The organism is Streptomyces sp. NPDC059009 (genome assembly GCF_042740175.1).
In the GTDB taxonomy this organism is placed as follows: Bacteria; Actinomycetota; Actinomycetes; order Streptomycetales; family Streptomycetaceae; genus Streptomyces.
In genome coordinates this window covers 30,258-52,012 of the sequence record NZ_JBHYJB010000036.1, presented here as the reverse complement: position 1 = coordinate 52,012, position 21,755 = coordinate 30,258, and the positions used below count along the sequence as shown (strand labels likewise).

15 protein-coding genes are annotated in these 21,755 nt (G+C 70.0%); 11 read left to right on the top strand and 4 right to left on the bottom strand.

What is annotated here, in order from left to right:
- Positions 1-138: 138 nt before the first annotated feature.
- Together ACFWYM_RS31215 and ACFWYM_RS31210 are read right to left on the bottom strand one after the other, a co-directional pair.
- Positions 139-1,395, bottom strand: a complete 1,257-nt coding sequence (locus ACFWYM_RS31215) for a S8 family peptidase (protein ID WP_384844843.1) — start codon at positions 1,393-1,395, stop codon at positions 139-141.
- Between the two features lie 245 nt (positions 1,396-1,640).
- Positions 1,641-2,240, bottom strand: coding sequence for a dihydrofolate reductase family protein (locus ACFWYM_RS31210; protein WP_384844840.1), 600 nt, complete (start codon positions 2,238-2,240; stop codon positions 1,641-1,643).
- 156 nt (positions 2,241-2,396) lie between these two features.
- Between ACFWYM_RS31210 and ACFWYM_RS31205 the strand changes: the two genes are divergently transcribed.
- A complete protein-coding gene (locus tag ACFWYM_RS31205; RefSeq protein WP_384844837.1) occupies positions 2,397-2,966 on the top strand; it encodes a TetR/AcrR family transcriptional regulator in 570 nt (189 codons plus the stop codon).
- Between the two features lie 92 nt (positions 2,967-3,058).
- On the top strand, positions 3,059-3,493 hold the full coding sequence (locus ACFWYM_RS31200; protein ID WP_384844834.1) for a GNAT family N-acetyltransferase: 435 nt from the start codon (positions 3,059-3,061) through the stop codon (positions 3,491-3,493).
- On the opposite strand, the gene ACFWYM_RS31195 is transcribed toward ACFWYM_RS31200, so the two are convergent.
- Complete coding sequence (locus ACFWYM_RS31195) at positions 3,454-3,969, bottom strand: GNAT family N-acetyltransferase (protein WP_384844831.1); 516 nt, start codon at positions 3,967-3,969, stop codon at positions 3,454-3,456. The two genes, ACFWYM_RS31200 and ACFWYM_RS31195, sit on opposite strands and share 40 nt — an antisense overlap.
- A 134-nt stretch (positions 3,970-4,103) precedes the next feature.
- On the opposite strand from ACFWYM_RS31195, the gene ACFWYM_RS31190 reads away from it, so the two are divergent.
- The 5 genes from ACFWYM_RS31190 (at position 4,104) to ACFWYM_RS31170 (ending at position 13,135) form a co-directional block, all read left to right on the top strand.
- Positions 4,104-6,827: a protein kinase gene (locus tag ACFWYM_RS31190; RefSeq protein WP_384844829.1), complete on the top strand. Its 2,724-nt coding sequence runs from the start codon at positions 4,104-4,106 to the stop codon at positions 6,825-6,827.
- An 18-nt stretch (positions 6,828-6,845) separates the two neighbouring features.
- Positions 6,846-9,368 (top strand): serine/threonine-protein kinase, encoded by a 2,523-nt coding sequence (locus ACFWYM_RS31185; RefSeq protein ID WP_384844826.1) that lies wholly within the window; start codon positions 6,846-6,848, stop codon positions 9,366-9,368.
- 160 nt (positions 9,369-9,528) lie between these two features.
- Positions 9,529-12,171: an alpha-glucan family phosphorylase gene (gene glgP, locus ACFWYM_RS31180; RefSeq protein WP_384844823.1), complete on the top strand. Its 2,643-nt coding sequence runs from the start codon at positions 9,529-9,531 to the stop codon at positions 12,169-12,171.
- Positions 12,172-12,221: 50 nt separating this feature from the next.
- Complete coding sequence (locus ACFWYM_RS31175) at positions 12,222-12,695, top strand: hypothetical protein (RefSeq protein ID WP_384844820.1); 474 nt, start codon at positions 12,222-12,224, stop codon at positions 12,693-12,695.
- Positions 12,692-13,135: a hypothetical protein gene (locus tag ACFWYM_RS31170; protein WP_384844817.1), complete on the top strand. Its 444-nt coding sequence runs from the start codon at positions 12,692-12,694 to the stop codon at positions 13,133-13,135. Before ACFWYM_RS31175 ends, ACFWYM_RS31170 begins: the two co-directional genes overlap by 4 nt.
- Positions 13,136-13,177: 42 nt before the next feature.
- Here ACFWYM_RS31170 and ACFWYM_RS31165 read toward each other — a convergent pair whose 3' ends face one another.
- Entirely contained in the window at positions 13,178-14,248 is a 1,071-nt protein-coding gene (locus ACFWYM_RS31165) for a GNAT family N-acetyltransferase (protein ID WP_384844814.1), read from the bottom strand.
- Positions 14,249-14,470: 222 nt separating this feature from the next.
- Between ACFWYM_RS31165 and ACFWYM_RS31160 the strand changes: the two genes are divergently transcribed.
- From ACFWYM_RS31160 to ACFWYM_RS31145, 4 genes are all read left to right on the top strand, one after another.
- Complete coding sequence (locus tag ACFWYM_RS31160) at positions 14,471-15,025, top strand: hypothetical protein (RefSeq protein ID WP_384844811.1); 555 nt, start codon at positions 14,471-14,473, stop codon at positions 15,023-15,025.
- 351 nt (positions 15,026-15,376) lie between these two features.
- Positions 15,377-16,021, top strand: a complete 645-nt coding sequence (locus tag ACFWYM_RS31155) for a hypothetical protein (protein ID WP_384844808.1) — start codon at positions 15,377-15,379, stop codon at positions 16,019-16,021.
- Positions 16,022-16,056: 35 nt separating this feature from the next.
- On the top strand, positions 16,057-17,028 hold the full coding sequence (locus ACFWYM_RS31150; protein WP_384844805.1) for a hypothetical protein: 972 nt from the start codon (positions 16,057-16,059) through the stop codon (positions 17,026-17,028).
- Between the two features lie 71 nt (positions 17,029-17,099).
- On the top strand, positions 17,100-21,752 hold the full coding sequence (locus tag ACFWYM_RS31145; RefSeq protein WP_384844802.1) for an RHS repeat-associated core domain-containing protein: 4,653 nt from the start codon (positions 17,100-17,102) through the stop codon (positions 21,750-21,752).
- The last annotated feature ends 3 nt before the right edge of the window (positions 21,753-21,755 follow it).

The following is a 21,755-nucleotide window of genomic DNA, read 5'->3' as shown; positions in this document are numbered from 1 at the left end:
ACGTAACGACCCACACAAGACCGGCCCCGCGACGAGATGCGGGGCCGGCCTGTCAACGTGCGGATTCTTTACGGTTGTTGGCCAGATGTCTCACGGTCCGTCTCACGGGCTGAGGCGAGGGCCGCCGCACGGTCCGTCTCACGGCTTGTGCACCTGAAGCAGCCGGTTCGGCGACCCGGCCCCCGGTCCCTTCACCTTTCCCTTGGCCGCCCGCCCGGTGAGCGCCTTCGCGACCTCGGCCGGCGAGGCCCAGGAGTGACCGGCGAGATACAGGGCGGCCGCGCCCGCGGCGTGCGGCGAGGCCATCGACGTACCGGAGAGGGTCGCCCTGGCGGTGTTGCCGCGGTTCGAGGCCGAGGTGATCGCGACGCCGGGGGCGAACAGGTCCAGGCGCGCGCCCCAGTTGGAGAAGGAGGCACGGGCGTCCTTCTTGTCCGTGGCGCCGACCGTGATGGCCTGGCGGACCCGGGCGGGCGAGTAGAGGCTCGCCGGGAGCCCGTCGTTGCCCGCCGCCACCGTGTAAGTGACCCCGGAGGCAATGGAGTTGCGGACCGCCGCGTCCAGCTGGGCGTTGGCGTAGCCGCCGAGGCTGAGGTTGGCGACGGCGGGCTTCTGCGCGTGCCGCGTCACCCAGTCGATGCCCGCGATGACCTGGGCCGTGGTGCCCGAGCCCTCGTTGTCGAGCACGCGCACGCCGACCACCTTCGCCTTCTTCGCGACGCCGAAGGTCCGGCCCGCGATGGTCCCGGCGACATGGGTGCCGTGGCCGTTGCCGTCCTGCGCAGTGCGGTCGTGGTCGACGAAGTCGTAGCCGCTGCGCGCGCGGCCGCCGAAGTCGCGGTGCGTGGTGCGGATGCCGGTGTCGATCACGTACGCGGTGACGCCCGCGCCCGCGTCGGCGGACTCCGGCCAGGTGTAGGAGCGGTCGAGCGGCAGGTTCTTCTGGTCGATCCGGTCGAGGCCCCAGGACGGCGGGTTCTTCTGCGTGTGCCGCAGGGAGACCCTGCTGTCCTGCACGACGGCGGCCACCCGCTTGTCACCGGCGAGCCGCTTCGCGGCGCCCGAACTGGCGGTGACGGCATAGCCGTTGAGAGCCGTGCCATAAGTCTGGCGAATTTTCGCCCCGTACTTCGCGGCGATCTCCTTGCCCGCACGCGAGAGGGCCCGCACACCCCCTTGGCCCCCTCTGCCCTCCTTGAGGGTGACGATGTAACTGTCGCTGACCGAACCGGGCTTCCCGGCGCCGAGGATCCGCCCCGCGGGGCCGTCGGCGGACGCGGTGTGTGCGGCGGGCGCGGCGTGCGCGGGCAGCGTGACGGCCGACACCACGGCCGCCGTGGTGGCGGCCGTGACGGCTCCCGCCCATCGCAGACGCTTGCTGCGTGACAGAGTCATAGGCTGGCTTCCCTCCCCAACTCGACGTGTGCCTCGCGGAGTTGGACCGGCGCTGCGCCGGGTCCCCCACAACTCCGCGAGCGTCAGTGGGCAGCCTCTCGTGCGGTGTGAAGCGCTACAAGACCGTACGAGGGGGCGGAATCGGCCATATCGCCCGTGAGGGGTGTGTGAGGGTTGCGGCGAAAACTGGCCGAATCACGCGCTCTTGCGGGTCTCGCCTTCCTGTCGTAGGGCCCGCAGGGAGGTCACGCCTTCTTGTCGTACGTGAGGAAGAGCGTGCCGCTGTCCAGGACCTTGCTGTCCGTGAGCTCGAACAGGGTGGGTTCGAAGGGGGTCTTGTGGGCGAAGAGCGGCGTGCCCGAACCCACGGTGAGCGGGGCGACCTTGAGGATCAGCCGGTCGATCTCCCCGTAGAGGGCGCTCGCGAGCTCCCCGCCGCCGATCAGCCAGATGTCCTTGCCCTCGCCGGGCTCCTGCTTGAGCTCGCGGACGCGGGCGGCCGGGTCGGTGCCGACGAGTTCGACGCCCGGAGCCGGGCTCTCGGTGAGGCTGCGGGAGAACACCAGGTGCCTCAAGTGCGGGTAGCAGTCGGGGAATCCGAGGTCCAGGCCGATCTGGTAGGTGCGGCGGCCCTCGACGACCGTGTCGAAGTGGGTGCCGGGTTCGGTGATGCCGAGGGCTTCCCTGACATGGGCGGGGAGCGTCTCGGGGTACCGGGTGACGAGCTGCTGGAGATAGTCCTCGCCGACCGGCCAGAAGCCGTCGGGGCCGGTGGGGTCGGAGCCGTCGGGACCGGCGATGTGACCGTCGAGGCTGGCGGCGATGAAGTAGACGAGCTTTCGCATGCGGGTCTCCTCTGAAGTGCCGTGCGGCCCTTCGGTTCGGGCGGTGGCTGATGTACTGTGTTTGCAGTGGTTAGAACGTAGTACTTCACTTGCAGTGGTGTCAACGCCCTTTCCTCGATTCCTGACCCCCTGATCCCCGGCTTCCGGGAGGCCCTCATGCGACAGAACTCCGCCCGCCGTACCGCGCTCCTGGACGCCTCCATCGAGGTTCTCGCGCGCGAGGGCTCGCGCGGTCTCACCCTGCGCGCGGTCGACGCGGAGGCGGGCGTGCCCAAGGGCACCACCACCAACTACTTCGCGAACCGGGGGGAGTTGCTGGCCCAGGTGATGGGCCGGGTCCAGGAGCGGCTGACCCCCGACCCGGACGCACTCTCCGAGACGATGCGCGAGAAGCCGTCGCACGAGCTGGTGGCCACACTGCTCGGGCAGCTGGTCGAGCGGATGAGGGCGGACCGCAGCAGTCACCTCGCGCTCCTGGAGATGCGCCTGGAGGCCACCCGCCGCCCCGAGCTGCACACCGAACTGACCCGCTTCTTCGCCGCCCAGCTGGAGGGCAACATCGGCTTCCACCTGGACGCGGGGCTGCCCGGCGACCGTACGGGGGTGGTGCTGCTGTACCTGGCGATGCTGGGGCTGATCGTGGACGACCTGACGGTGCCGGACCTGCTCGCGCCGTTCCCCTTCGAGGAGTTGATCGGGGAGCTGACGCGGCGGGTGCTGGGCTGAGGGGGGCGGGACCGTCGGCCGCCCGGCGGACCCCATTGAACTAGTACATAAATGGTTGACGCTAATGCAATGCGATGGCTAACGTCGGCCGCATGATCACCGTTTCCCCGGCCCGCCCCGAGGACCACGCCGCCTGGCGCGAACTGTTCGCCGGATACGCAGCGTTCTACGAGGTGGAGCTCGACGACGCCGCGTACGACCGGGCCTGGTCCTGGATCCATGACCCCGCGCGCTCGACGCACTGCCTGCTCGCGCGCACCGGCGACGGCACGCCGATCGGCCTCGCCCACTACCGGGCGGAGGACTCACCGCTGCGGGGCACCCGCGGCTTCCTCGACGACCTGTTCGTGGCCCCGGAGCACCGGGGCGGCGGCGCCGTCGACGCGCTCTTCGCCGAGCTGCGCCGCGTCACGGCGGCGGAGGGCTGGCCGTCGCTGTCCTGGCGGACCGCCGAGAACAACTACCGGGCGCGGGCGGTGTACGACCGCTACGCGGCCCCGTCGGGCTTCCTCACGTACGCGATGTAGGACGTGGCGGGGCGACCGCTGAGCTCGATCTCGCCGGCGGGTCCGGCGGGCGTGAACCCGGCGCGGGCGAGGACGGTCCGCGACGCCTCGTTGTCGAGGGTCGTCGCGGCGCGCAGCGAGGTCAGCCCGTACTCCGTGGCGGCGAGCGCGAGGACCTGCCGGACGGCGGCCGTGGCGAGCCCGCGGCCCGCGGCGCGCTCCGCGATCCGGTAGCCCAGCTCGGCGGAGCCGTCCGCCACGTCGACGATGTTCACGCGCCCGACGATCGCCCCGCCGTCGTCCACCAGCACGTGGAAGTGGCAGACCCCGGCGGCCTGTTCGGCGAGCAGCGCGTCGAGGCGCGCCGCGAACTGCGCCTCCTCGAAGAACGCGTCACCGCGGTCCGGCACGAGGGCGGCGAAGTAGGCCCGGTTCTCCCGCTCGAAGGCGAGGAGGGCGGGGGCGTGGGCGGGGTGGAGGCGCTGGAGGTCGGGCATGGCCGGAATCCTAAGCGGAGTGCTGCTCAACTTCCGTTCCGTTTACGGGCCGTTGGCGTGGGGCGGGGGAGTAGCCTTACGGCGCGTCGGGGCGCCGATGCCCAGGAGGACACGGGGACGGGGGAACGGGGCGGATGATCGGGCCACTGCGGGAGACGTCGCCGCGTCGCATCGGCCCCTACGAGACGCTGGCGCGACTGGGTGCCGGCGGGATGGGGGAGGTCTTCCTCGGGGTGCCGGCCGGTGACGGACCACCGGTCGGTGCCGGTGAGACCGGCGGCTATGCGCCGGAGGCGCTCGTCGCCGTCAAGGCCATCCGGCGGGACGTCGCGGACGAGGCCGCCTTCCGGGCCCGGTTCCGGCGCGAGATCGCCGTCGCGACCGCTGTCGACAGCCCCTACGTGGCCCGCCTCGTCGGCGGGGACGCGGACGCCGACGTCCCCTGGATGGCGACGGAGTACGTGGCGGGGCCGACCCTCTCCGAAGCGGTGCGGCGGCACGGTGCGCTCGACGGGCCGGCCGTGGCGGCGCTCGGCATCGGCATCGCCCGTGCCCTGGAGGCGGTGCACGCCGCGGGCGCCCTGCACCGCGACCTGAAGCCCGGCAACGTCCTCGTCGCGACGACCGGGCCCAAGCTCATCGACTTCGGCGTCGCCCGCACGCTCAACGCCACGACGCTGACGTCCACGGGCCTGCTCGTCGGCACGCCCGGGTTCATGTCGCCCGAGCACATCGCGGGCGGCCGTCATGTGGTGCCCGCGTCGGACGTGTTCTGCCTCGCGTCGGTGCTCGCGTACGCGGCCGCGGGCGAGGACCCGTTCGGGGACGGGCCGGTGGCCGCGGTCCTGTACCGGGTGTCGCAGGCCGAGGCCCGGCTGGACGGCGTGCCCGAGGAGTTGCGGGAGGTACTCGCCGACTGCCTGGTGCGGGAGGCAGGGGCGCGGCCGGGGACGGGAGAGCTGGCGGCGCGGCTCGCGGGGCTCTACGGGGGTCCGGCGGACCTGGTCGGGCCGGACTTGCCGGACGGCGTGACGGAGGCGATCGGGCAGGCGCGGCGGGACGTCGAGCAACTGTGCGCGGCGGGGCGGCCGTTGCTGCCGGTGCCGGAGCCGGAGCGGTCCGAGACGCCACTTGGACCGACGCCGACGGCTCCGGGTTCGGCTCCGGGTTCGGCTCCGGGTTCGGCTCCGGGTTCGGCGTCTGTGGGCCCGCCGGGGTCCGGGCAGACGCCTGGACAGGCGCCCGGGCGGACGCCGACGGCTCTTGGCGCGCCCGCGACCGCGCCAGGGTCCGCGCCCGCACCCGCGCTCGGGTCCGCACCCGCGCCCGACCCGCACAGCCTCCCCACCATGAGCGGTGCGGCTCCCGGCGCCACGGGTCCGGGGGACGGTCGCCCACGCCCACGCAGGCGCCGTGCGCTCGTCGCGGTCGTGGCGGTAGCCGTCATCGGCGGCGCGGTCGGCGCGCTGCTCGCCCTGCGGGGCTTCGGCGGTGGCGACGGCGGTACGGGCGGCGGCGGAGGGCAGGCCGCCGGGCCCGCACCCACCACCACCCTCACCCCCGCCCAGCTCGCCGCCCGGGCGGGCGTCGACGAGCAGGGCACGGACGACCACAGCGGCTATGTACCGCAGTTCGCCCAGCAGCGCCCCGAGGGATGGAAGCCGTGGCGCGCCAAGTTCACTCACGCGCCCCTGAGTTGTGCCACCGATGCCCGCGCCGTGGTCTGTCAGCTCACCAACGGCACCTACGAAGCGCTGGGTGCCGCCGACGGGCGCAGGCTGTGGGCCTCCGACGGCCGTTCCGCCGCGGACCGGGACCTCGGCGAGGCGTACATGAGCCCGTCCGGCAACTTCTTCATGCCCGGCGACGACCTGGACCCCGTGGTGCGCGGCGGGACGACCGTCATCGCGTACAAGGGCCGCCTCCAGGTCCGTGACTCCGTGACCGGACGCGTGCGCTGGTCCGCCGAGCCGCCCACCGGCACCCACTTCACCTCCGCCCGGATCACCGAGGACCGGATACTCGCCGCCACGGAGGGCGACGCGGAGGGGGTGGAGCCGTCGACAGGCGCCACACTCCTCGCGTACGACGTGCGGCGCGGCGGCGACCCGCAGTGGACGTACCCGCTCAGCACCGACGCCATCTCGGACTCCGAGAAGAACGACTACGGCGCCGAGTTCGACCGCGACGGCCGCATCTACGTTCTCGCCAAAAAGGGGCTCGTCGCCCTCGACGCCCGGACGGGCGAGCAGCGCGGGGCGGCCTTCGACGAACGCCGGACCGAGTGCCTCGACGTCATGGCCGACGCCGACCAGATCCTGTGCGTCCAGATCCTCAGCGACGGCAGCGACTTCGACGAGTCGAACGCCGCACCGCAGACCCGGGTCACCCGCCTCGACGCGCGCACCCTCAAGCCGGAGGGGCGCCGCCTCGAGTTCAAGACGCCACCGTCCAAGGGGGGTTTCGCCGCGGGCAACGTCATGGTCTCCGCGGTCGGCCCGGACGCCGTGCTCGCCGATGACACCGAAGCCGGGAAGATCCTGGTGGCCGAGCCGGAGCGGGCCCGCATCGGGCGGCGCGTGCAACCGCCGAAGCTCGGCTCCTCGCCCCTGATCACCGGCGACCGCGCGCTCTACGCCGACAACTCCACGCTCCGCTCCCTGCCGTTGAAGGGCGCGGGCGCCGTCCGGAGCACACCGGTCGCGGGGGCGCCGGGAGACCGCCCCGAGAAGCCCGCTTCGGACGGCAGTACGGTGATCGCCGACTCGCTGCGCCCGCCGAAGCTGCTGCTCCTCGGCGGGGTGGCCACGATCGTGTACGACCAGGGCACCGTGGTCTCGGTCCGGCAGCCGTCCTGAGTGTCCGAGGAGGACCCGTTGCTCGCCCCCTTGCCCGGCCCGCCCCGGCACATAGGCCCGTACCGGCTGCTCGCCCTCGTCGGGGCCGGAGGCATGGGCGAGGTCTATCTCGCGCGCGAGGAGGCGCCGGAGCCGGGGCTGGAGCCGGGGCCGAAGCCGGAGCCGGGGCTGGAGCCGGTGGCGTCGTCGCCGGCCCGCCCGCGCCTCGTCGCGGTCAAGACCGTGCGGGCGGACCTCGACATCGACCGGGAGTTCCGGATCCGCTTCCGCCGCGAGATCGCCGCGGCCCGCGCGGTCTCGGGCGCGGGCACGGCCGCGCTCCTCGACGGGGACGCGGACGCCGAAGTGCCGTGGCTGGCAACGGAGTACGTGGCCGGGCCCGCCCTCGCCGAGACCGTGGCCCGGTGCGGCCCGCTGCCCCCGGCCGCGGTGCGCGCCGTCGGCGCCCGGCTCGCCCGTGCCCTCGCCGCCGTGCATGCGGCCCGGGTGCTGCACCGCGACCTCAAGCCGGGCAACGTGCTGCTCACCTCCGACGGCCCCCGCCTCATCGACTTCGGCATCGCGCAGGCATTCGAGGCGACGGCGCTCACGGCGGCGGGCATGCTCGTGGGCACGCCCGGCTTCATGGCGCCCGAGCAGATCGAGGGCAGCCACGCGGTCGTGCCCGCCTCCGACGTCTTCACGCTAGGAGCCGTCCTCGCGTACGCGGCCACCGGGCGCGGCCCGTTCGACGACGAGGAGCTCGCCGCGGTGATCTTCCGGATCACCCAGGGGGACGCGGATCTCTCGGGCGTGCCCGAGGAGTCGGGGCTGCGGGAGACCGTCGCCGCGTGTCTCGCGCCCGACCCGGGGGAGCGGCCGACGGCGGCCGAGCTGGCCTCCCGCCTCGGCATGGCGGACGGATCCGCGCCCGCCGTACCGTGGCCCGCCGAGGTGCTGTCCCTCTTCGCGGAGCACCGGGAGGCCGTGGCGCGCTGCGAACGGGAGGCGGCGGAGGCGTCGTTCGCGCAGGCCCCCACGGCCACGTCGCTGGGAGCCGCGCGGCCGACGCCGGCCCCGGCCCCGACCCCGCCATCGACCTCGACCTCGCCCCCGACACCGACAGTGGACGCGATAGCCCCTGCCCCTTCACCGCGCCGTCGTTGGCCGTGGATCGCCGCTGCGGTGGTGGCCGCCGCGGCCGTGACCGTGGCGGCGGTGCTGCTCCCGGGAGACTCCGGTGGCAGTGGCGGCGGGGGAGGGGACGAAGCCGGAGGCGGGGGCGGAGGCAAGAAGGACGCCCCCGCCCGTATCGTCACCGCCTACGGAAACCCGGGCCACTCCGGCGAGTTCGGCTCCGCGGCCGCCCGCGCCGACTCCCGTCCCCAGGGCTGGAAGCCCTGGTCCGTCCGGCTCCCCAAGGGCCTGGACTCCATGGGCGGCGGCTGCGTCCTGGTGGCCGACACCCTGGTGTGCCGTGACGGCAAGGGCGCGGCGGCCGCCCTCGACGCGGCGACCGGACGCCACAAGTGGACCACCCCCGGATTCAAGGCTGCCGCGAACAGCCTCGACGGAGTGCAGACCAACGGGCCCGAATCCGACGGCCGCAGTGTCTTCGTCCCCAGCCAACTGGGCATCACCAAGGTCGACTTGGCCTCCGGGCGGGAACGCTGGCGCAAGCGCCTCCCCGCCGACGCGGGCCTCCTGACCCTCACCGTGGCGCAGGGGGTCGTCTACAGCGCGGAGTACCAGTACGAGACCGCGAAGCACCCCTACCGGACCATCATCCGCGCCCGCCGCGCCTCGGACGGCGACCAGCTGTGGGAGTCCGAGCCGCTGCCCAAGACGCAGGGCGCGCTCCTCCTCGCCGGGGGAGCTGCCGGACAGGCCGCCGGGGAAGCGGCCGGAGAAACCACCCGAGAAACCACCCGAGAATCCGCCGGGGGAGATGCGGGAGGAGCCACCGAGGCCCGGGTCGTGACCTCGCTGGAGAGCGGCGGCGTGGCGACGCTCTCGGCCAGGACCGGCCGCACGGTCCGCACCGCCACGTCCGTCAGCTGCGACGACGTGCTGGCCCACGGCGCGGATCTGCTCTGCTGGGGCGGCGGCAGAAAGGGCGTACGCGTCCTGGACGCCGCGACGCTCGCCCCGCGCCGCACCCTGGCCCCGGGCACGGAGCCGGACGGCCCGGCACCGGTCGTCGGCGAGCGGGGCGTCCTCGTGCTCGCGACCCGCAACCCGGACGGGACCAGCCCCGTCGACCACCGGCTCACCGGCTACGACTACCGCAGCGGCAGGAAGCTGTGGCGCTTCGGGTCCCCGCAGGAACTCGGCCCGGTGGCGCTCGCGGGCCGTCGGGTGATCGCCATCGGCGCGTACGACATGTGGGGCCTGGACACGTCGGGCGACCCCGACAGGACCCGGACGAAGTCGGTCCCGGAGACCGACGCCGACAAGCCGGTCGAGGCCGTTCACGGGAGCCTCGCGGCGCCGCTGTTCTTGGGCGGCGCCGTGTTCGGCGAGACGGACACGGGGAAGATCGTCTCCGGGTACGCGCCCTGACGGCCGGTCGCACCCGCGTACTGCACCTCAACAGGCCGTCAGTGCCCTGTAGTTGACCGTACGGTCCGACCGCTACCGTCGTGGTTCGTGGCGTACACCGCCCGTCCGCATGGCCGTCCGCCCGCCTCGCTCCATGACGCGACCCATGAAGGTGGCAACCGTGAAAGCGATCCGTCGGTTCACCGTACGACCCGTCCTTCCCCAACCCCTCGGCGAGCTGGCCGAGTTGGCGCGCAACCTGCGCTGGTCCTGGCATCCCGCGACCCGTGACCTCTTCGAATCCGTGGACCCGGCGTTGTGGGCGGCCTCGGGCGGCGACCCCGTGCGGCTGCTGGGCGGGGTGGCGCCGGAGCGGCTCGCCGAACTCGCCGGGGACGAGGCATTCTTGGGGCGCCTGGCGGAGGTCGGCGAGGACCTGCGTTCCTACGTGAGCGGGGCCCGCTGGTACCAGGAGCAGACCGATGCGGGGGCGGCCGGACGCGAACTCCCGCGCGCCATCGCCTACTTCTCGCCCGAGTTCGGTGTCACGGCCGCTCTCCCGCAGTACTCGGGCGGCCTCGGCATCTTGGCGGGGGACCACCTGAAGGCGGCGAGCGACCTCGGCGTTCCGCTGATCGGCGTGGGACTCCTCTACCGCCACGGCTACTTCCGCCAGTCGCTCTCGCGCGACGGCTGGCAGCAGGAGCACTATCCCGTGCTCGACCCGAACGAGCTGCCCCTGTCCTTGCTGCGGGAGACGGACGGCACCCCGGCCCAGGTCGGCCTGGCCCTGCCCGGCGGGCGGCTGCTGCGGGCGCGGGTCTGGCAGGCGCAGGTGGGCAGGGTCCCCCTGCTCATGCTCGACTCGGACATCGAGGACAACGACGTCGGCGAGCGCGACGTGACCGACCGGCTGTACGGGGGCGGCAGCGAACACCGCCTGCTCCAGGAGATGCTGCTGGGCATCGGCGGGGTGCGCGCGGTCCGCACGTACTGCCGTCTGACGGGCCACCCCGAGCCGGAGGTGTTCCACACCAACGAGGGCCATGCGGGCTTCCTGGGTCTGGAGCGCATCCACGAACTGACCGCGCAGAGGCGGGACTTCGACGGGTCCCTGGAGGCGGTGCGCGCCGGCACGGTCTTCACGACCCACACCCCCGTCCCCGCCGGGATCGACCGCTTCGACCGCGAGCTGGTCGCCCACCACTTCGGCCCCGACGCCGAGCTGCCCCTCATCGACGTGGCCCGGATCCTCCGCCTCGGCATGGAGACGTACCCGGGCGGCGACCCCAACGTCTTCAACATGGCGGTGATGGGCCTGCGCCTGGGGAGGCAGGCGAATGGCGTCTCGACTCTGCACGGCAAGGTGAGCCGGGACATGTTCGCGGGACTGTGGCCGGGCTTCGACGCGGACGAGGCGCCCATCACGTCCATCACGAACGGCGTGCACGCCCCGACGTGGGTGGCGCCGGAGGTCTTCCGCCTCGGCGCGCGCGTCATCGGCGAGCGGCGCACCGAGACGGCGCTGACGGTGGGCGGCGGCGACGGCCGCTGGGACGCGGTCGCCGACATCGACGACGCGGACATCTGGGAGCTGCGGCGGGCGCTGCGCGGGCAGTTGGTGGCGGAGGCCCGGCGGCGACTGCGGGAGTCGTGGCGGGGGCGGGGCGCGGCGACGGCGGAGCTGGGCTGGGTGGAGGAGGCCCTGGACCCCGATGTGCTGACCGTGGGTTTCGCGAGGCGAGTCCCTTCGTACAAGCGCCTGACGCTGATGCTGCGCGACCCGGACCGCCTGATGGAGCTGCTGCTGCACCCGGAGCGCCCGATCCAGATCGTGGTGGCGGGCAAGGCGCACCCGGCCGACGACGGCGGCAAACGCCTCATCCAGGACCTGGTCCGCTTCACGGACGACCCGCGCGTACGCCACCGCATCGTGTTCCTGCCGGACTACGGAATGGCGATGGCCCAAGCCCTGTACCCGGGCTGCGACGTCTGGCTGAACAACCCCCTGCGCCCCTTGGAGGCATGCGGAACGTCCGGCATGAAGGCGGCGCTCAACGGCTGCCTCAACTTGTCGGTCCTGGACGGCTGGTGGGACGAGTGGTTCGAGCCGGACTTCGGCTGGGCGATCCCGACGGCGGACGGGGCGGCGACGGATGACGTGCGGCGGGACGACTTGGAGGCGGGCGCGCTGTACGACCTGCTGGAGCAGCGGATCGCTCCCCGCTTCTACGAGCGGGGGGCGGAGGGCCTCCCGGACCGCTGGATCGAGATGGTGCGACGGACACTGACGCGCCTCGGTCCGAAGGTGCTTGCGGGACGGATGGTGCGGGAGTACGTGGAGCAGCTGTACGTCCCGGCGGCGCGGGCGCATCGGACGCTGGACGCCGTGTCGGCGGGGGAGCTGGCGGCGTGGAAGGCGCGGGTGCGGGAGGGGTGGCCGCGGGTGGGGGTGGACCATGTGGAGGGCACGGCGGTCGGTGCGACGGCCGAACTCGGCGCGGCCCTCACGCTGCGCGTCCGCGTCCGGCTCGGCGCTCTCACGCCCGATGACGTGGAGGTCCAGGTGATCGCGGGCCGGGTCGACGCGGAGGACCACATCACGGATGCGGTGGCGGTCCCCCTGAAACCCACCGCGGGCCCCGACGAGGAGGGCCGCCTGCGGTACGAGGGCCCCCTGGCCCTGGACCACACGGGCCCCTTCGGCTACACGGTCCGCATCCTCCCGTCGCACCGGCTGCTGTCGGGCGGGGCCGAGCTGGGGCTGGTGGCGGTGGCTTCGGATGAGGGGATGGGGGAGGGGGGTGGGGTGTTGATGCGGTGAGTTCGTGGAGCCGCTGAGGGCGTTGCGAGGGCGTGTACGACGATGGAGCCGTGCATACGGAACGGGAACACGTCCGCGGGTGGCTGTCGGGTCGCGAGCACTGGATCCTCGAACGGGAGACTTCCGAGGCGTTCAACGACTTCTTGTGCCGATTTCCCTGGACGACGAGTCGTGTGCGGTGGAGCGAGGTCCCGCACACGACGAGGGAGCTACCGGAGGCGGAGACACCGGATCTCCCGGAGGGAGACGACGACTGGTCCCGGTTCCTCACGGACTTCCGTACACTCCCGGCCGGGCGCCACGACTTCGTGTTCCTCATGTACGCGTGGCGAGAGCCCGGCATCGTCTGCGCGACGGCGGACGCGCTCCAGGACCTCGACCACCTGTACTCCTCGGCTCCGGGCCCCCGGTACTTCTGCGGCGCGGACGTGAGCGAGGGAGTGGTGATCCCGGTGTTCGGGGACTTCGCGGAGTACGACGACGGTGGGGGAACGGTCACCGCGTTCACGGGGGAGACGAGATGAGGCTCACGGTCCGAGCCGTCGGCATGGCAGAGGACGAAGACGACGAGGTGCTGGAGGCCGGGTTCTCCGAGAACGAGGACGGCTCGGGGATCGCCGTGTTCTTCCAGCGGGACTTGTTCGCAGAGGACCCCTGGGAGGCCCCGGCGGAGGAGACACCTGAGACGTCTCAGGCACCTGAGGCGGACCTCTTCAACAACAGCTACTGCGTGACGACGGGCGCGGGCGCGACCGCATACGGGGGAGTCCTGTCGATCGACCTCTCCCAGAGCCCGGCGCAGTTCCGCCTCTCCCCGAGGGCGGCGAGCACGCTGGGCCTGTCCGAGACGCTGGAGATCACCTTCGACGTACCGGAGGAGGACTGGGAGAGGTTCAGGCGAGGGCTGAGGCGGGTGGTGACGTGGGGAGTTCCGAGCCAGGTGCCTGAGGTGCGGGGACTCTAGGCGGAAGCCGAGGTGCGTCAGGGGGGAGGCGGGACGAAAGGCTCAACTGACGGCGATCACCACGAGCATCACCGCCCAGCACACGGCGATCAGCGCGGGCAGCAGCACCATGATGAGCCCCGTGGGGGACTGCTTGAGCCACCCGTTGCCCTCGACCTCCGCCTCACGGGCGACGATGCGCTGCCCACCGTGCCAGGCGAGATACTCCTCCAGCTCCGAGGCTGCCTGCTTGCGGGCGTTGAGGTAGCGGCGTCCGAACCGCAGCATCTGGGAGAAGGCGGCCGCGGACGCCATGCCGATGACACAGATGACGAGGGCGAGGTTACGTGCGACACCGTCCATGGACGTCGATGCCGATGCCGATGCCGCCGACGACGTCGACGTCTGGTCGCCATTCCCGAGCACGAATCCGAGCGACGCGGCCAGACCCACCGTGATGTAGAAGAAGTTGTTGAGCTTGTGCCAGTTGGTGGCGTCCTCATGCTTGTAGAGGTCTATGGCGACCGCGTACTGAGCCTGGAGCAGCGCCTCGCGCGGCCGCCGCCACACCCACACCATCCGCTGCTTCCCGTCCGGCGGCGTCAGCCGGGTCAACTCGTCGAAGCCCAGCTTGCGATGGAACTTCGTAGACGCTTCATTGAACGGCTCGCACACGACGGCCGCGATCACCGGACTCTCCGACCACTGCTCAAGGACGTGGTAGTAGAGGCGGGAGGCGACCCCGCCACGGGCCGCCGCACGCGAGACGCAGATCTGCTTGATGACGAGGAAGTCGCCCAACGTCGTCTTGATGCGGTGGTTGAGCCACTCCTCGGGCTCGATGCGCTCATCGCTGTAAGCCATCAAGTAGCCGAGGACCTCCGACCCCTTCACCGCCACCCAGAAGTGCTCCGCCGTGGTGAGCCGCGCACGGTAGTCGTCGACGGTGTAGTCGGACACGAGGAAGCCGTCGCGGCCCGCGTTCTCCGGGTCACTGGAGTCGAGCCGCCGCTCTTCGGCGAGGGCGACGACGGCCGGTAGGTGCGACTCGTTGGCACGGACGATCTCGATGGTCTCGGTGTGGGGACCGGAGTGCGGACCGGAGTGCGGATCAGCGTGCTCGGGCGTGGACATGTGTGAACCCCCGTGGTCGGCATGAACTGGGCCAACATAGCGGGAGACAGGGAGAGTTGGGATGCCTGGCCGTCTGTGCGACGGTCGCGTTGACGCCCGCTCCCGCCAGGAATTCGCCACCGTGAAACCATGGCCCCTCACGTACAGTCCACCGCGCCAGATGCCCTCGCCCCACAGGAGTCCGTCGAGGCGGCCAAGAACCCTGCGGGAAGGGACGAAGCGATGACGTTGCACTCTGATGTGACCGAGTTGCTGGCGGAGGCCGGCATCCTCGACGTGGACATCGACGAAACCGTCGCGGACGACCACGCCCGGACGTCCGCGTACCTACGCGTCGTCTCGGTGACCGCCGCCTCGAAAAGCCGTGACCGGGACCGCGCGATCGTGGCCACGATCCTGCGCGACCCCGACGAGATGGGGGCCAAGACGGTGGTGGTCGCCCTCGTGGACGAGATCGCGATGAAGGCGACCGGCCCTGCCGAGTTCCGGCAGTGGTCGGCCGGACTACTGCCGGAGATCGACCACCTCAAGGCGGAGGGCAACCGCACATTCATCCACTGCCGCATCCACGACTGGCTGCTCTACCTGTCCGTCAAGGACGGTCACGTGCCCACCCCCGCAGAATTGGCGGAGGCCACGAACTGGATGCAGCGCTTCCTCGCCGAGGTGTCGACGTCGCCGGCGGTACTCGCCCTGCTCGCCGAGTCGGCCAACACCAGGAAGACGCGGAACATCGCGAGGAACCGAGCCGGAAGCCGCGAGCTGAGGACGGAATGAGTCGGTAGTGGTCATGGGCAGGCTGGCGGTCTGGTCATATCAGGCGGCGAGGCCGCACCACTGCTTGGGTCTCGCCCCCTCGGCCCTGCCCCCGCAGGCGGGGCAGGGCCGAGGGGGATATCTCCCGTTGCGGCGGGGTTACCTCGTCACGTCTGCAATGTGCACGCCTCGCTGAGGTGACCGGCTTCCCACCTATGTGAGGGCGGCAGCCGTGGCGGGTGTCCCGAACTGAGGCGACGGGGTTTGGCTGGAATGGGTGGGATTGCACCGAAAACACCGCTGGCGAATTGGGCAACCCCACAGGTAACGTCGGCGCGTTGGAGACACCCCTCGCCCCACCGGGAGCCGACTGTGAACCGCCGCACCACGCCCATTGCTACCGCGATCGTCGCGGCCACGACACTGCTCCTGACCGCCTGCGGCGGCGGCTCAGATTCGGATGATGACATCAAGGGCGCCGACAAGGACAAAAGCTCCAGCCCGACGAGCTCCGTCCCGTCACCCACCGCATCGACCAAGGTCCGTGACTTCGGTCTCCCGGATGACATCAAGGTGGACATCGCGGCGGCCAAGACCGGAGACAAGGGCAAGGACGAGATCCTGGCCGGTCAGGCAGAGGTTCTGATGGCACGTCAGCGGCTGTTCGTGGACCTCGACCCACATTCCAAGTACCTCAATGTCTACTTCACCGGTCAAGCGAAGAAGTTCTACGCGCAGCAGGTAAAGGACTCGAAGAAGCGCGGCAAGACCATCGCGGGAACCTATCGCTACTACGACCGGAAGGTCACCCAGCACACGTCGGATCTCGCCTACGTCTCGTACTGCGAAGACCAGACGAAAGCCTTCCCCAAGGACATCAAGACCAAGAAGGTCGAGTCCACCACTCCCTCCTCCAAGGACTACACGTTGTACAACGTGGTCATGAGGAAGTCCCCCGGCGGAGTGTGGCAACTCCAGTCCCTCGGCGGCCAGTCCAGCGCGAGGGAATGCCAGTAGTGATGACATCTCGCCGATCCCTCACCATTGCGTGCATGGCTGCCTTGGCATGCGTGCTCTCCACGCCGGTGGCGTTCGCCGGGGACGGGAATCCGCAACTGCCTGAGGAAGGCACAGAACAAGGCGGCGAATCGGGCGGCGGAGCTGTCGCTGCCCAAGTCAAGTACGCGACGAACCTGAAGGAAGAGAAGGGGACGAGCTACATCGAGCCGACCGACTCCTCCTGGGAGCCTCCGGTCTGCTGGACCCAGCCGAAATTCACCCCCAAGCAGTACAAGGAAGAGACGAAGAAGACTGCTCCCATTGACCCGGGAACCGGAAAGACGCTGCCCGGCTGGGACAAGGGTAAGGACTTCCACGAGGGAGACGAGGGCGCCTGGTGGTACCGAACCTATGCCGTGGAGCAGCTGAGGTCGGGAAAGCTGCAGCCGGGTGACCTTGACCACTGCACTACGATCCCGGGAATCCAGTGGGTGAAGAAGGGCAACCCCCAACCGGCAGACGCCATTTCCCCGAAGGCGCTGGCGGGCCTTGCGTACGCCGAGACGAAGCTCCCCGCACCCCCCGTGACGCTACGCCCGGCCGCTGACAGGCAATTCGTGAAGTTGGGAACGCGCGTGAAGTTCGATGCGCCACTCCAGCGGATCTGGGTCACGGCCAGCTTCAACCACTTCGGCGTCAACCTCGCTGCCACGACCGTCGCGACCCCGGTTGCCCTTCGGGTGGACGCGGGCACGGATGACGCGGACCCCAGGACGTGCATCTACGACCTGAACAAGTCCAAGTCCGGCTACCAGGTCGACACTTCGAAGTCCGACTGCAACATCGCGTATCAGGAGTCTTCGGCCGACGGCACGTATCCGCTGCAGGCCCAGATCACGTGGAAGGTCACGTGGACCGACTCCGCCGACCCTGACGGCGCACCGCAGCAGCCGGCACTGCCGGATGGACTGTCCACCTTCGTGCAGGACGTAACAGTGAAGGAAGCCCAGGCCGTCAACCGGTGAACGGACGCTGCCAGATGAGCTCCTGGTGCGTCTCGGAACGTATGTAAACGACTTAACGGGGGAATGTTTCGGTGTCGCACCGTCCGGCTGACTGGCACATACTCGACCTGGACAAGGATCCGACTCCGGGCGATCCCCAGCGAGTTCGCAAGCTGGCCAAGAATCTCCACGATTTCGCGGATGACGTGTCGGATGTGCTCCGTGACATCAAGGGGATGGCGGGCGATGACGCGATCCTGACCTGGGCGGGGAAGACGGCGGACTCCTTCACCGCCGAGTTCGAGGATGCTCCGGGCAAGCTGAAGAAGCTCAAGAAGAGCTACGAGATGGCCGGTGACGCGCTCGCGGACTACTGGCCGAAGCTGGAGCGCGCCCAGGCCCTGGCGGACAAGGCGCTCGCCAAGGGGCGCGAGGCCCAAGGGGACTTGAGCAGCGCCAAGTCGAAGCTGTCCTCGGCGGACTCGTGGGTGGACCGGGCGGGCAAGGAAGCCGACAAGTACAAGGACAAGGACGGCGGGGGCTCCGGCGGCAAGGATGTCCCCAAGCCGGACGAGGACAAGGTCAAGGCCGCCACCCGCAACGCGCATGCCGCCGAAAAGGCCCAGTCCGACGCCAAGACCGACGTCTCCAACGCTCAAAGCGCCCTGGACGCCGCGAAGAAGATGGCGGAAGACGCCCGCAAGATGCGCGAGGACGCCGCGGGCACGGCGAAGAAGAAGATCGACGAAGCCTCCGACGCGGGCATCCACAACCGCAAGTGGTGGGAGGAGGTCGGCGACTGGGTCTCCGACAACTGGGACACCATCGTCGCCGTCTGCAAGGTCGTCGTCGCCGTCCTCGGCATCGTCGCCATGATCATTGGTGGGCCGATCCTCGGCGCGATCGTGCTGGTCGCCGCCCTCGTCGTCCTGGCCGACACCCTCAACAAATACGCCAACGGACAAGCATCGCTCTGGGACGTGGGCTTCGCCGCCCTGGACTGCATACCCGGCATGAAGGGGCTGACGTCCCTCCGCGGTCTGGCCAAGGGGATCAAGGGGTTCAGCAAGGTCGGCCTCAAGGGCATGGCCATGGGTGTCAAGGGCATGGGCAAGCGCATGCAGGGCCTGGGCCGGAAGATGCAGGACCTCTTCACCTGTGGCGACCCCATCGACATGGCCACCGGCCAGATGGTCATGTCCATCGCTGACCTCTCCCTGCCGGGCGTACTGCCTCTCGTCCTGGAGCGCAGCCACCGCACGGGCGTCCGGGCGGGGCGCCGCTTCGGCTCGGACTGGGTGTCTACGCTCGACCAGCGGCTGCTGATCGGTGACGACGGACTCCGTTTCGTCGCCGCCGACGGGACCGTGCTGTACTACGCGGTCCCCGAGGCCGGCGAACCACAGGGCCCGATCGTCGGCCCCAACTGGCCGCTGCACTGGGATGGTTCACCTAGCGGTGAGATGGAGATCCAGCAGCCTGAGGACGGCACCACGCTTCGCTTCGCGCCCGTCCCCGGAGCGCGTACCGCCGAACTGTCCCTGGTCGAGGTGGCCGACCGTAACGGCAACACCATCGGCATCCGGTACGCGAGCGACGGCTCTCCCATGGAGCTGGTCCACCACGGCGGCTACCGCATCGGTGTCACCACCGACGGCGAGCAGGTCACCGCCCTCACTCTGCTGAGCGCGCCTGAACAGCCCCTTCTGGTCACTTACGAGTACGACGAGCAGGGGCGTCTCACCGGGGTCGTCGACTCGTCCGGCGTTCCCCAGAGCTACAGGTACGACGACCGTCAGCGGATCACCGGCTGGCAGAGCCGCCACGGCGACTGGTACCAGTACGCCTACGACGACGTCGACCGCTGCGTGCGCACCGGCGGCACCGGCTCCATGGACGGAGTGCTGGCCTACACGTACGCGTACGACGAGGACGCGGGCACCACGGTCGCCACCGACTCGCTCGGCCACGCCCTCACTTACCGCTTCGATGAGGCGTACCGGCCGCTGAGCGAGACTGACCCACTCGGTCACACCTTCACGCGCGAGTGGGACGACCGCGGTCGGCTCACCGCCCTGATCGACCCGCTCGGACGGACCACGCACTTCCGACACGACGGCGCGGGCAACGTCATCGAGGTCGTTCGGCCCGACGAGGGAGTCATCACTCGTGAGTACAACGACCAGTACCAGGTCACCAAGGTCACGCAGCCGGACGGCAGTTCCTGGGAGTCGACCTATGACGAGCGGGGCAACCGTATCGCCGTCGTCGACCCGCTGGGCGCGCGGACTTCTTTCACCGTCGACCAGCACGGTGCCCTCACCTCGATCACGGACGCGCTCGGGCAGGTGCAGCAGAGGATCTCCAACGACGCTGCCGGACTCGTCGTAGCCACCCAGGGCCCGCTGGGGGACGGCACGTCGCTCGTACGTGACGCCTTCGGTCGGATCACCCAACTCGCCGATCCCTTCGGACAGATCACGCGAGTGGGCTGGACCGTGGAGGGGCAGCTTGCCTGGCGCGAGTTGCCCAACGGCACCAGCGAGCACTGGTCCTACGATGCCGAGGGCAACCCGCTGGAGTATCGCTCATCGGATGGACGTCGCACCTCCTACGAGAACACTCATTTCGATCTCTGCGCGGTGCGCACGAGCGAGGACGGCACGCACGAGGAATTCACCTACGACACCGAATTGCGGCTGCGTCACGTCACCAACGCGGCCGGACAGCAGTGGAGTTACGAGTACGACTCTGTCGGTCGCATCCTCGCCGAAACCGACTTCAACGGGCGCACACTGACCTACCGCTACGACGCGGCAGGACAGCTCGTCGAACGAGTCAATGGCGCCGGACAGGTCACTGCCTTCCGCTATGACGCACTCGGCAACATCGTCACGATGGACGCCGACGGGGTCGTCACCCACTACGCCCACGATGTACTGGGCCGGCTCGTTGGGGCACGCAACGCAGAGGTCGAGCTCGGCATCGAACACGATGCGGCAGGCCGCGTCCTTGCCGAGCGCTGGAACGGCCACGAGGTCCGCTCTGCCTACGACCCCACCGGCCGCCGCACCACACGCCGCACCCCGAGCGGCGCGGTCACCGACTGGACCTACGACGTGGCAGACCGCTCCCTCACCCAGCACGTGGGGGAACACGACGTCGCCTTCCGCTATGACATCGCGGGCCGCGAGATAGAACGCCTTCTTGGGGATGCGGCACGCCTGACACATACATGGGACGGCGAACGTCTGCGCGCCACCCAGCGGCTCTCCGCGGCTGACGGCGCGCCGCTGCGTGAGCGCGCCTATCAGCACCGCACCGACGGTGCGCTCACCTCGATCACGGAGTCCGGACACGGGGAGCGGTCCTTCGCCCTCGACCAGGCCGGGCGAATCACGGCCACACACAGCGGTGCTGGGGATGAGACCTACGAGTACGACGTGCTCGGTAACCTCACCCGCTACGAGACGTCGATGCCGGTACGCGAGGCGGACGAGACGACAGGGTTGGGCGCCGCTGCTGAACTCTCGTACACCGGTACGCTCATCGACCGCGCAGGTCGCACCTTCTACCGTCATGACGGCCAGGGCCGCGTCGTGCGCCGAGTCACCAAGCTGCTGTCCGGTGGCCGCCAAGAGTGGCGCTACATCTGGAACGCCGAGGATCAGCTCACCGACGTCCGGACGCCGAACGGACAGCACTGGCACTACGTGTACGACCCGCTCGGCCGACGTGTGGCCAAACAACTGCTAGACGAGGACGACGCGAGGGTCCTTGAGCAGGTGTCCTTCTTCTGGGACGGCGACCGGCTTGCCGAGCAGACTGACGGGTCCACCAGCACCACGTGGGACTGGGATGACAACGGGGACTTTCCCGTCAGTCAGCGAGTGCGCAGGCTCACCTCCGCGGCGGGCGCTTCGCAGGAAGAGATCGACGAACGCTTCTACGCGATTGTCACTGACCTCATCGGTACCCCGACAGAACTGTTGGACACACAGGGGGGCATCGTCTGGTCACGGAACTCCACCCTCTGGGGCGTGCCAACCCGCGGACCAGGGTCCAGAGTTGGATCAGTCGACTGCCTGCTGCGCTTTCCCGGCCAGTACTACGACGCTGAAACTGGTCTCCACTACAACCACCATCGCTACTACGAACCAGGCACGGCCCGCTACCTGAGCCCGGACCCGCTGGGGCGGACACCTTCGTCCAACCACTACGCGTATGTGAAGAACCCGCTGCAGTGGAAGGACCCACTGGGGCTCAAGGCGCCATGCATGGTGGATCTCTACCACGGCACCTTCGGCAAGGCTGCGGACAGCATCGTGGGCGATGGGATCAATCTTGCAGCCAGTAATCGCGCCATGGACTTCGGTAAGGGTGGGTTCTATGTGACCAACGACCCCAAGCAGGCCCTCGAATGGGCCAACAGGCTGGCCAAGCAGAAGAATGACGTCCCCGCGATTCTGCACTTCAGGGTTCCGAAGAGTGAACTGGACAGCTTGAACGGCAAGATTTTCAATGGCCCGAGTGACGAACTTGCCTCTTTCATCAAGCATCATCGAAACGAAGGTGCCATGCACGGCTACGATCTGGTCGAGGGTCCGATGCTGAGGAACGTGAGAGGGTTCGCGTTCGGTAACAAGCCGCCCGTATTCTCGGGACACCAGGTAGCCATCTACTCGGACCGCGCGGCGGATTTGTTCAACCGCTCGTTCCATCGAAGGCATGGGCCAAGCTCCTGAGGC